The organism is Halomonas sp. (assembly GCF_033549285.1).
In the GTDB taxonomy this organism is placed as follows: domain Bacteria; phylum Pseudomonadota; class Gammaproteobacteria; order Pseudomonadales; family Halomonadaceae; genus Halomonas.
Genome location: NZ_JAWSUJ010000121.1, coordinates 1 through 10,756, shown reverse-complemented (window position 1 = coordinate 10,756; position 10,756 = coordinate 1). Strand labels below are relative to the sequence as shown.

Here is a 10,756-nt window from a genome sequence, read left to right as displayed (position 1 = left end):
GGGTTGCGCAGCAGCACCTGCATCAGCGCACCGGCCACCGCCAGCAGGCCGCCGGTGGCGAAGGCGGCCAGGGCGCGCGGCAGGCGCAGCTCCAGGATCAGGGTGCGTGACAGGGCGTCTCCCCCGCCCACCAGTACGGCGAGGCCATCCGACAGGGGCACGGTGGCGCTGCCCAGGGCGACGGCGAATACCAGGGCCGCCAGGGCCACCGCGGCCAGTACCCCCAGGGTCAACGCCAGGTGGCCCAGGGTCAGGTGCCCGTGGGCAGCGGCGCGCTGGCTAGCGCCGCCCACGGGCCACCTCCAGCCGCTCGCAGAGGAGCCGGCTGCCCTCGAGCAGGCGCGGCGTGGGGCGCTGGAGCAGCGACGGGGGCACGAAGAAGAGGTTGTCGCGAGCCACCGCGGTCAGCTCGGGAAAGCGCTGCCAGTCTTCGAGCCAACTGCGGTTCTGCTCCCCTCGCCCACCGGCGAGGATCACCTCGGGGTCGGCCGCCAGCAGGGCTTCCTCGTCGATGCGCGGCACCAGACGCGGGAGGCCGCCGAAGACATTCACGCCCCCGCAAAGCGTCACCACCTCGCCAATCAGGTGCTCGTCGTTGACGGTCATCAGCGGCGAGTCCCACACCTGGTAGAACACCGTCACCGGAGGCGCGTCGGCATGGCGTGCCGCCAGTTCGGCCAGCCCCTGGCGAAAGCGCTCGGCGGCCAGGCGCCCCTGCGCCTCGCTGCCGGCCAGCCGCGCCAGCCGCTCGAGGGCCGTGGCGATGGCCTCGAACGCCCGTGGCTCGATCCGGAACACCGGCACCCCCAGCCGCTCGAGGCGCTCCACCTGCTCGACGGGATTGCCGGTGACCCAGCCGATCACCAGATCCGGCTGCAGGGCCACCAGGCGCTCCAGGTCCAGGCGGTCATGGCTGCCCACCGAGGGCAGCGCCTTGGCCTCGGGCGGATAGTCGCTGTGGTCCACCGCCGCCACCAGCCGCTCCCCTGCGCCGGCGGCGAAGAGCAGCTCGGTGGCACCGGGAGAGAGCGCGACGATCCGCTCGGCCGGGTCCGCCAGGCAGATCTCGCGGTCGGTATCGTCGATGGCGCAGATCTCATCGGCAGCGGCCGGCTCGACGAGGCCGGTCAGCAGCACGAACAGGAGCCCGGCCATGCCGGGCAGACGGTGAGTCACTGGCGACTCCCTAGGGGCCAAAGTGGACACTGACAAAGGCCGCTCGCCCGGCGTTGATGTAGTCGAAGGGGATGCTCTCGAAGGTGGCAAGGTCGAGGTCAGCGCCCTGGGCGGTGGCATACTCCTTGTCCGTCAGATTCTCCACGGTGGCGCGCAGCGACCACATCGGCGCAAGCTGCCAGCCGGCCCGCAGGTTGACGATGCCATAGCCGGGCAACCGCTGCTCGTTGGCGCCGTCGTTGTAGCGATGGTTCTGGGCGATCCAGGACGCGCCCAGCGACCACTTCCCCAGTTCGCGATCGATATCGAGACGCAGGCCCTGGGTGGCACGGCGCGCAAGCCGGTTGCCGGTATCGCGGTCCTCGGGGTCGGTATGGGTCAGCGCCGTCGCCAGCGTCCAGCCGTCGAACTCGGCACCGGCGGAGAGTTCGGCGCCACGAATCCTGGCCTCATTGACGTTGACAGGGCGGAAGCTGGCATCCAGGGCAATCAGGTCCTCCACCTCGGTCCGGTAGGCGGCGAAATCCCAGAACCAGGCGTCGTACTGCCCGCGAATGCCCAGTTCGACCGTCTCGGAGGTTTCGGCTTCCAGGTCCGGGTTGCTCGAGCCGACGAAGGGGAAATAGAGCTCATTGAAGGTCGGGGCACGAAAGGCCGTTCCGAAGCTGGCACGCAGGCTGTGACGGGCATCCAGCTCATAGCCCAGTGCCAGGCTGCCGGTCAGTTCCTCACCGAACGCCTGGTTGTCGTCATGGCGAAGGCTGAGTTGGGTGGTAAGCGGCTGGAAGTCCAGCAGCCCCTGGGCGAACACCGCCCGGTTGTCGCGGCTCTCTTCGTTGAAGGCGAGCCCGGACGTCTGACTGTCGCCGAGATCATCTTCGCTGTACTCGGCACCGATCACCACTTCATGCTGCCCTAGGGCCAGGGTGTTCTTCCACTGGGCAGTACGGGTCCGGGTCTCGAAGAAGGAGCTGTAGGTCGGTGCTAGCGTATCACGCTCGTCACGCGCCTCGCTGAGGGTGAGCCGGCTCGTCCATCTCTCGGTGAGTGGCAACTCGGTATAGATGCCTGCCACCTGCTGCACGAAATCATCCTCAGCCGGCCCGGACGCGTCGAATTCCGTGCTCCCCCTCGATCGCAGCGCCAGCATGCCAATCTCGGCCCCGCTGTCGAAGGTGTGGGAGAGTCGCACCAGACCGGTGGTGTTGTCATACCCCTTGTCATCCCCATCGCGACGCACCGGCGCGCCCTCGGTGTCGAAACGGCTGGCGGCGAAATGGTAGCGGGTGCCGCCCTCGGCGCCGGATAGGCTGGCACTATAGCGCTGGGACTCGAAGGAGCCGCCACCGGCAGAGATACGCGGCTGGGGACCACCTTCTTCCCCTTCCGGCGTGAACAACTGGACCACGCCACCCACCGCGTCGGCGCCGTAGAGACTGCCGCGGGGGCCGCGCACGATCTCGGCACGTTCGAACATGCGCGGATCCAGGAACTCCCAGGAGGCCGCCCCCGTGGTCGCCGAACGCAGCCGGATGCCGTCGATCAGCAGCACATTGGCATTGCTTCCCGTCCCGCGGATAAAGACGCTGCTCTGCTTGCCGAAGCTGCCCTGGGTGGTGACATCCACCCCGGGCTGGCCACGCAGCACATCGGTGATGCTGGCGGGATCCTGGCGACGCAGGGCGGCCTCGTCGATCACGGTGACGGAGGCTAGGCTCTGGTCGGCGGTACGGGGCGCCAGGGCGGCGGTCACGACCATCGGATTGAGCTCGACGGTTGGGGACGCCTGGTCGTCGCTGCTCGCCTGGGCGTGGACGGCCAGCGGAAGCGCGGCAAGGCCAAAGACGGCCAGGCCCTGGGCGGCGTGATTTATGGTTTTCATGGTGTGTCCCTTGCTCACCGTGCTCACCCGCACGGCGTGATGGCGTATTGAACGCCGAGGCGGCAAGGGGTCGAGGAAGAAGGACGAACGGAAAAGCGGCGCCGGCCCTGCCTCGAGCTCGCCCACCGCAACTCGGCATGAACTCTCGGGCCGGTCTCCGGGCTGACGAGTGGGTGCCGGGCATGAAGCAGTCCCGACGTCCGGAACGACCGCCTTCCCGTGCCGCAGCACAGTGGCGTGATGGCCGCTCTCTTCTCGATCACCGTTGCGGGGGCAGCGTCGGAATGGGATCACCGACTTCCCGTTTCACTGGCAGACGCATCCACCAGCACCTGAGAGTGCGCGTAAGCTAGCAACCCCCCGATGAAGCGTCAACGCGCACCCTCGCGCGGATTGACCGGGCGCAGCCTGTTTGCCGATGGGCTGACAGACCACCGCCGCACACCTATACTGTCTATTTGTACAGCAAAGGGGCGTTCCCGATGGCCCATCAATCGAACCGCGATGGCGTGGCGCGCAAGGGCCGTGGCGCCACCTTTGACCCCCACAACCGCTTCGCCCCAACCAGCAGTGAGCCAGTGGACGACGGCTGGTGGCAAGAGGAGGCGCCGACGAGCCTGGCCACTGAGGTGCGCGAGGAGAACACACGCAGCGCCCTGGCCTGGAACAGCTCCCCTGACCTGCCCTTCGACCGCTCGATCAACCCCTATCGTGGCTGCGAGCATGGCTGTATCTACTGCTATGCGCGCCCCAGCCACGCCTACTGGGACCTCTCCCCGGGGCTCGACTTCGAGACGAAGCTGATCGCCCGGACCGGACTGGTGGAGCGCCTGCGGGATGAGCTGTGCAGGCCAGGCTACCAATGCCGTCCCATCAATCTCGCCGGCAACACCGATGCCTACCAGCCCCTGGAGGCCCGCTATGCCACGACCCGCGCCATCCTGGCGCTGCTGCTCGAGTGCCGCCATCCAGTGACCCTGGTGACCAAGGGCGGGCTGATCCTGCGCGACCTCGACCTGCTGCAGGACCTGGCCAGGCAGCGTCTGGTGCGGGTGATGGTCAGCCTCACCAGCCTCGATACCGAGCTGAAGCGAACCCTGGAGCCGCGGACCGCCTCCCCGTCGGCGAGGCTTAGGGTGATCCGCACCCTGGCCGACCACGACATCCCGGTGGGCACCCTGGTCTCACCGGTGATTCCGGGACTGACCGACCACGAGCTCGAGCGCCTGCTGGAGGCCGCCTCGATGGCCGGCGCCACCACCGCCGGCTGGATGCTGCTGCGCCTGCCCCGCGAGGTCGCCCCGCTGTTCGAGGCCTGGCTGTCGGAGCACTACCCCGAACGGGCCGGCAAGGTGATGAGCCTCATCCGCCAGTGCCGCGGCGGTGCGGACTACGATCCGCGCTTCGGCAAGCGCATGCGCGGCGAGGGCGTGTTCGCGGAGCTGCTGGCGCAGCGCTTCCGGCAGGCCTGCCGCCGCTTCGGCCTCAATGACCCGGCGGCCCCGGCGAGCCAGCCCTTGGACACCTCGGCCTTCCGAGCGCCCCGTGCCCAGGGGGATCTCTTCGAGTAGAGAGGGGAGCGAGGAATGGGAGGCGAGCTTGCACCCGGCATTTTGCTGCTACTTTGACATATCGTAAGAACTGGAATGATGGAACACGCCAGATAAAACAACATCGGCCCGGCATGCGTACAGGACGCTCCGACTCATGCTCACGCACGCCAGGGCCTGCCAGGAGTCCAGCCATGACCAAATTACCGCCCGATGCCAAGACACGCGGCATCCATGAGCTCTATGCCGAGGACCCCGAGGCCGCGGATCGCAAGCTCTGGGACCGGGAAGTCGATCCCGTCACCCGCCGGGGGTTCCTCAAGCGCTCGAGCCTGCTCGCCATGGCCGCCGCCGTGGGGGGCTCCATCCCCTTCGCCGACCGCATGCCGGGCGGGCTCATCCCCGCGGCTCTGGCCCAGAGCGACGAACCCTTCACCCTGGAGGGCAAGGAGGGGCTGACCGTCCTCAACGACCGGCCCATCAACGCCGAGACGCCCCCTCACCTGCTGGACGACGACATCACCCCCGGCAAGGTCATGTTCGTGCGCAACAACGGCATACCGCCGGCGATGGAGAACATCGACGTGGATGCCTGGCAGCTGGAGGTCGGCGGGGAGTCCTGCGAGAACCCCCAGAGCTTCTCGATCGCCGACCTCAAGGAGCGCTTCGAGCACCACACCTATCAGCTCCAGGTGGAGTGCGGCGGCAATGGCCGCAGCGAGTACGTGCCCTCTGCCAGCGGCAACCAGTGGACCACCGGCGCGGTAGCCTGCCCGACCTTCACGGGCGTGCGACTGCGCGACGTGCTGGAGGCCTGCGGGATCAAGGACGACGCCGTCTACATCGGCTATTACGGGGCCGATGCCCATGCCAGCGGCGATCCCAACAAGGACCCGATCTCCCGTGGCGTGCCCATGGAGAAAGCCCTGGAGGACGAGTCGCTGATCGCCTGGGCGATGAACGACGAGGACATCCCCTACCTCAATGGGCACCCGCTGCGCGTGGTGTGTGGGGGCTGGCCGGGGTCGGTGTCCGGCAAGTGGCTCAAGCGCATCGTGATCCGCAACCAGAAGCATGACGGCACCAAGATGGGCGCCCCCTCCTACAGCGTGCCCAAGCACCCGGTGGCGCCGGGCAGCAACGTGCCCGAGGAGGACTTCGTCACCATCCAGTCGATGCCGGTGAAGTCGCTGGTCACCTTCCCGAAGTCCGGCATCGACCATGCCCTCGGCGAGGCCATGGAGGTTCGCGGCCATGCCTGGGCCGGCGACCTGGCCGTGAAGGAGATGCACGTCTCCATCGACTTCGGTGCCACCTGGCAGAAGGCCGAGCTGAAGGACCCGCCCAATCGCCTGGCCTGGCAGCGCTGGACCACCACGGTGGAGTTCCCCGAGCCCGGCTACTACGAGGTGTGGGCCAAGGCCACCGACGAGGAGGGCCGCGCTCAACCCATGGTCGTCCCGGGCTGGAACCCCAAGGGTTACCTCAACAACGCCTGTCACCGCATCGCGGTCCAGGTGGCCTAGGAGGTAGCCATGAAGCCTATACACGCACTCGCCATGCCGACGCTGGGGGTGGCACTGCTGTGCCTTCCCCTCGCGGCGGGGGCCCAGGAGACGGACCCGGACACCGGCCTGGTCAAGGCCGAGGGCTGGGAGACGGTGCGCAACAACTGCACCGCCTGCCATTCGGCCAAGCTGGTGACCCAGAACAGCGGCTCCCGCAACCACTGGCAGTACCTGATCCGCTGGATGCAGGATACCCAGGGACTCTGGGAGTTCCAGGCCGAGACCGAGGCGACCATCCTCGACTATCTGGCAGAGTACTACGGACCCAAGGAGGATACCCGACGCCCGGCGCTGCCGCGCACGCTGATGCCGGATAACCCCTACCCCACCGTCGCCGACTCCGGCTGATCTCCGACCTTGCTGTCACCACAGGCCCCTCGCGAGGGGCCTGTTCTCGTTCGGGGGTCAGGAAGCGGCTAACGGAAAGGCTCAGGGAATCAGCACCGCGGCACCGGAGAGGCGCCCCTCGCGCAAATCGTCCAGCGCCTGGTTGGCCTGCTCGAGCGGATAGCCACGGGTCTCGGTGCGGATCGGCACCTCGGGGGCGAGGGTCAGGAACTCCTCGCCATCGCGCCGGGTGAGGTTGGCCACCGAGCTCAGGCGGCGCTCCTCCCAGAGCAGGCGATAGGGAAAGGAGGGGATGTCGGACATGTGGATGCCCCCGGAGACCACCGCCCCGCCGGGGCGCACCGCGGCCAGTGCCGTGGGAATGAGCTCTCCCACCGGGGCGAAAAGCAGCGCCGCGTCCAGGCGCTCGGGCGGGGACTCATCGCTGCCGCCGGCCCAGACGGCGCCGAGGCGACGGGCGAAGGCCTGGGCCTGGGTATCTCCGGGGCGGGTAAAGGCAAAGACCCGCTGGCCGCGAGACACCGCCAACTGGGCCAGGATATGCGCCGCGGCACCGAAGCCGTAGATGCCGAGCCGCCGGTTCGCCTCACCACCGGCCAGCCGCCAGGTGCGGTAGCCGATCAGGCCGGCACACAGCAGCGGGGCGGCGGCCTTGGCATCCTCGACAGCCAGGGGAAAGCAGTAGCGGGCATCGGCCACGCAGTACTCCGCGTAGCCACCGTCGCGGGTGTAGCCGGTGAACTCGGCCCGTTCGCAGAGGTTCTCGCGGCCGGCCCGGCAGGGCTCGCACTCCCCGCAGGTCCAGCCCAGCCAGGGCACCCCGACCCGCGTGCCGGGGGCCGGTGCCTGGACGCCCTCCCCCAGCGCCGTCACCTCGCCGACGATCTCGTGGCCCGGGATCAGCGGCAGCCGGGGCTCGGTGAGATCGCCATCGAGGACGTGAAGGTCGGTCCGACAGACCCCGCAGGCCAGCACGCGCACCTGGACCTCGCCGGGACCGGGCGCAGGGCGGGCGACGCGCTCCAGCTCGAGTGGCCTGCCCGGGGCATGCAGGCGCATGGCACGCATGGACTCGCTCATCGGCTTTCCTCCTGCTGATGCACACAGTCGCTGCTGCAGGATAGCTCAGGCGGCGACCTTGACCTCGTACCCCGTGAACTTGCGCAGGTTGATCACGCCGCTGTCGAGGATCAGGTACTGGCCCTTGATGCCCAGCAGGGTGCCGGCCACCAGAGGATGCTTGTCCAGGTTGTGGGAGACCACCTTGGCGGGAAATTCCAGCACCGGATAGTCGAAGCTCAGCGGCGCCTCGTCGAGCAGGCGGATGGCGTCGGCCCCGAAGCGTTCGCGCAGGTTGGCCAGGCCGGCGTCCAGGCGCGCCAGCAGGCGGTCCCGCTCGGCCACCAGGTCAAGGGCCAGGGTGTCGCCCTTGAGCATGGCCCGCCAGTTGGTGCGGTCGGAGACTTCCTCCTTGAACAGCACCTCGACGAAGCCCGACTGCTGGCGGGTATCCACCTCCAGGATCGGCAGGGCCTGCACGGCGCCCTGGTCGAGCCAACGGGTCGGCATCTGGCTTGAGCGGGTGATCCCCACCTTCAGGCCGGAGGCATTGGCCAGGTAGACCACGTGGGGCTGGAAGCAGTGGCGCTCGGCCCAGTCGGGCTCGCGGCAGGTCCCTTCGAAGAAGTGGCAGAGCTCCGGCTTCATGATGCAGGTGTCGCACTGCGCGAGCCGCTTGAAGCACGGGTAGCAATGGCCCTGGGCGAAGCTCTTCCTGGTGGCCCGACCACAGTGGGTGCAGGCGATGGCGCCGGTCCACTCCAGCCGGAAGGGCTTGCCCAGGCAGGCGTTGAGGTCGAGACGGGCCTCGCCGGCCCGCAGTACATAGCGGGCCGGGGCCCCCGGCTCGACGGCCATCTTGCTCAGGCACCCCTGAAGCGCCGTGGCGGCCTCGATCGACTCAGTCACGGCTGGCATCCCGGGCCAGGCCGGCCCGTTCGGGGGGCACGTCGGCCCCGCTGCTGGCGCTGCCGCAGGTGCGTCGCTGCAGGTAGCCGACCCGCTGCTCCTCGGGCACCTGGTTCTCCACCTCGTAGCGCATCACCGCCTCGAGGCACAGCTCGGTCTGCTCGGCCGTCAGCATCCGGCCATCCGGCCACTTGCGCAGTGACACGGCGCGCTTGAGGCTCTCGTAGATGGACGGGGTCATCTGCTGGATCATGCGATCGAAGGACATCTCGCTCATGACGGGTTCTCTCAGGATTGACGGCGGGCACGGACGGAATGATACCAGCCCAGCGCCAGGCCCACGACCAGCCCGCCCAGGTGCGCCTCGTTGGCCACGTTGCCGAACCCCACCATGGCGGCCATGTCGGTCATCGCGAAGACCAGCCAGCCGAGCATGAAGACCACCAGCATCTGGGGCACGAAGAAGCCGCTGTGCGGCGCGCGCCGAGACATCAGCCAGACATAGGCCAGCAGCGCGAAATCGACGCCGGACATGCCGCCGAACAGCACGGTGCCGGCAGCGTACTGGGCCAGGTTGGCGCCGATGCCGGCGACGAGCAGCAGGGTCAGCATTCGCGTGCTGCCCTGCAGCGCCTCCACCTGGCGGCCGAAGTACCAGAGCCACAGCATGTTGAAGATCAGGTGCATCCAGCCGAAGTGCAGGAAGGCCGGCGACAGCAGCCGCCACACCTGGCCCGAGGCGAGCGCCTCGCCGAGGTTGCCGAAGGCCAGCCCGCCATTGGCCACGACCACCGGCACGATGGTCAGCGCCGCGACCACGCGGTCGCCGAGCACCCCCATGGCGGCGAAGACCACCAGGCACAGCGCCAGCGCGAGGGAGGTCACCGGCACCTGGCGAAAGGGGCCGAGCAGCTCGCCGGGCGAGCGCTTCGCGGCAGGCGCCCGCTCGGGCATCAGCGGCTCCCCCTGCCGCCAGCGCTCGAGCAGCCCGAGCATCGCGTCGTGCTGCTCGGGGTCGACCAGCCACAGCACCTGCCCCTCGCTCTCCTCGGTAAATCGATGCCCGATGCGATGGGCCCACAGGGCGCGCCGCAGCTCACGGGTGTCGACATCGTGGGGCAGCAGGATTACCCGGTACATGGCCTCTCCAGCAGGTGACGAGCCCGGCATGACGGCGCGTGCCGGCCACGCAAAGAAAAAGTCCGGCGGAGGGGGCCGCCGGACAAGAGCAAGGGATCATTCAAGGGAACACCTACTCTGATGGCGTGGGCGGGCAAGAGTTCAGCCCGATGACACGACTTCCTTGTAACGAATTGTATCAATCGAAATCGATCTCCCAGGGCTGCGGCCGGGCCTCTTCCTCGCGAGGTACGCGGATCCACACGAAGTGGTTGGCATCGAGTCGCGGCTCTCCGCTCCAGCGGTAGGCCACCAGGCGGCCGAACTTGACTGCACTGTAGTCCAGGCAGGCGACGTTGGCGGCGGGCAGGGCCGGGATCCCCTCGCACCAGTAGTGGCCGATGAAAAGCGGCGGCTGCTCGGGCCCATAGTAGCTCAATCGGGCGCGCTCCTCGGCGGAGAGCTCGCGACGCTCCAGGTCATCGGGCAGGTTGTCCGGCTGGAAGATGACATCGCCCCAGGTCTGCGGCTGCCGGGCCCAGAAGTGGGCCCGGAAGCTGCGCCGGGTGAAGCCGTCGCCCGACTGGATCTCCAAGCCCTCCGGCAGGGGCAGGTGGGTGCCCCGCGTCAGGCGGTCGAGGATGCGGAATTCCAGGGTTCCCGGTATGACAGAGGCGGCCAGGAAGGCCTCATCGATGCGGCCGTCGGGATGCTCGCGGCGCAGCGCGTCCACGAGCGGCTGGTCCCAGCAGGCATGCACCACCCGCAGGCCATCGAGCTCCAGGCAGAGCGGGATCTCCAGGAACCAGGCCAGCGCCTCCTCCCACTCCTGGGGATGGTCGCTGTACTGCTCCAGGGTCTCCTTGATGATCCGATTGTGCCGCGGCGTGTGCTCGCGCAGCCAATCGCGACCCAGGCCGTCGGGGGCGCGATGGCAGTAGGCCAGGGCATTGTACTCGTGATTGCCCATGACGATGTGGGCCTCGCCCTCCTCCACCATCCGCCGGGCGATGCTGACTGCCAGGCGGATGCGCGGCCCCCGGTCGATCAGGTCGCCGAGGAAGATTACCTTGCGGCGCGGATGGCGATAGACGCCGCCACGCCGGTGGTAGCCGAGACGCTCGAGCAGTGAGCCCAGGGTCGCC

The 10,756-nt window shown here is 68.5% G+C and carries 11 protein-coding genes and 1 riboswitch; of the genes, 3 read left to right on the top strand and 8 right to left on the bottom strand.

The window, feature by feature from the left end:
* The 3 genes from SCI24_RS19035 to SCI24_RS19025 all read right to left on the bottom strand — a co-directional run.
* The coding region (locus tag SCI24_RS19035; protein WP_412930221.1) for an iron chelate uptake ABC transporter family permease subunit at positions 1–254 on the bottom strand (254 nt) is incomplete at its 3' end.
* 25 nt (positions 255–279) lie between these two features.
* Complete coding sequence (locus SCI24_RS19030; protein ID WP_412930219.1) at positions 280–1,155, bottom strand: cobalamin-binding protein; 876 nt, start codon at positions 1,153–1,155, stop codon at positions 280–282.
* 31 nt (positions 1,156–1,186) lie between these two features.
* Positions 1,187–3,058, bottom strand: coding sequence for a TonB-dependent receptor domain-containing protein (locus SCI24_RS19025; RefSeq protein ID WP_318726871.1), 1,872 nt, complete (start codon positions 3,056–3,058; stop codon positions 1,187–1,189).
* Positions 3,059–3,188: 130 nt separating this feature from the next.
* A riboswitch (cobalamin riboswitch) is annotated at positions 3,189–3,409 on the bottom strand.
* A gap of 131 nt (positions 3,410–3,540) precedes the next feature.
* Here SCI24_RS19025 and SCI24_RS19020 point away from each other — a divergent pair.
* From SCI24_RS19020 to SCI24_RS19010, 3 genes are all read left to right on the top strand, one after another.
* On the top strand, positions 3,541–4,629 hold the full coding sequence (locus SCI24_RS19020; RefSeq protein ID WP_318726870.1) for a PA0069 family radical SAM protein: 1,089 nt from the start codon (positions 3,541–3,543) through the stop codon (positions 4,627–4,629).
* Between the two features lie 173 nt (positions 4,630–4,802).
* On the top strand, positions 4,803–6,134 hold the full coding sequence (locus tag SCI24_RS19015; protein WP_318726869.1) for a sulfite oxidase: 1,332 nt from the start codon (positions 4,803–4,805) through the stop codon (positions 6,132–6,134).
* A gap of 9 nt (positions 6,135–6,143) precedes the next feature.
* Positions 6,144–6,524: a hypothetical protein gene (locus SCI24_RS19010; RefSeq protein WP_318726868.1), complete on the top strand. Its 381-nt coding sequence runs from the start codon at positions 6,144–6,146 to the stop codon at positions 6,522–6,524.
* Positions 6,525–6,605: 81 nt separating this feature from the next.
* Here the strand turns inward: SCI24_RS19010 and SCI24_RS19005 are convergent, their stop codons facing one another.
* From SCI24_RS19005 to SCI24_RS18985, 5 genes are all read right to left on the bottom strand, one after another.
* Entirely contained in the window at positions 6,606–7,604 is a 999-nt protein-coding gene (locus tag SCI24_RS19005) for a zinc-dependent alcohol dehydrogenase family protein (RefSeq protein ID WP_318726867.1), read from the bottom strand.
* A 45-nt stretch (positions 7,605–7,649) separates the two neighbouring features.
* Positions 7,650–8,501 carry a DUF2797 domain-containing protein gene (locus SCI24_RS19000; RefSeq protein WP_318726866.1) on the bottom strand — a complete coding sequence of 284 codons (852 nt, stop codon included), beginning with the start codon at positions 8,499–8,501 and terminating at the stop codon, positions 7,650–7,652.
* Entirely contained in the window at positions 8,485–8,769 is a 285-nt protein-coding gene (locus SCI24_RS18995) for a YeaC family protein (protein WP_106229057.1), read from the bottom strand. Before SCI24_RS18995 ends, SCI24_RS19000 begins: the two co-directional genes overlap by 17 nt.
* An 11-nt stretch (positions 8,770–8,780) precedes the next feature.
* Positions 8,781–9,632 carry a rhomboid family intramembrane serine protease gene (locus SCI24_RS18990; protein ID WP_318726865.1) on the bottom strand — a complete coding sequence of 284 codons (852 nt, stop codon included), beginning with the start codon at positions 9,630–9,632 and terminating at the stop codon, positions 8,781–8,783.
* A gap of 178 nt (positions 9,633–9,810) precedes the next feature.
* The coding region (locus tag SCI24_RS18985; RefSeq protein ID WP_318726864.1) for a metallophosphoesterase at positions 9,811–10,756 on the bottom strand (946 nt) is incomplete at its 5' end.

Coding starts and splice junctions, on each gene's coding strand:
- SCI24_RS18995 (WP_106229057.1), bottom strand. CDS start 8,769: ATGAGCGAGATGTCCTTCGATCGCATGATCCAGCAGATGACCCCGTCC.
- SCI24_RS19025 (WP_318726871.1), bottom strand. CDS start 3,058: ATGAAAACCATAAATCACGCCGCCCAGGGCCTGGCCGTCTTTGGCCTT.
- SCI24_RS19005 (WP_318726867.1), bottom strand. CDS start 7,604: ATGAGCGAGTCCATGCGTGCCATGCGCCTGCATGCCCCGGGCAGGCCA.
- SCI24_RS19000 (WP_318726866.1), bottom strand. CDS start 8,501: ATGCCAGCCGTGACTGAGTCGATCGAGGCCGCCACGGCGCTTCAGGGG.
- SCI24_RS19010 (WP_318726868.1), top strand. CDS start 6,144: ATGAAGCCTATACACGCACTCGCCATGCCGACGCTGGGGGTGGCACTG.
- SCI24_RS19030 (WP_412930219.1), bottom strand. CDS start 1,155: ATGGCCGGGCTCCTGTTCGTGCTGCTGACCGGCCTCGTCGAGCCGGCC.
- SCI24_RS19015 (WP_318726869.1), top strand. CDS start 4,803: ATGACCAAATTACCGCCCGATGCCAAGACACGCGGCATCCATGAGCTC.
- SCI24_RS18990 (WP_318726865.1), bottom strand. CDS start 9,632: ATGTACCGGGTAATCCTGCTGCCCCACGATGTCGACACCCGTGAGCTG.
- SCI24_RS19020 (WP_318726870.1), top strand. CDS start 3,541: ATGGCCCATCAATCGAACCGCGATGGCGTGGCGCGCAAGGGCCGTGGC.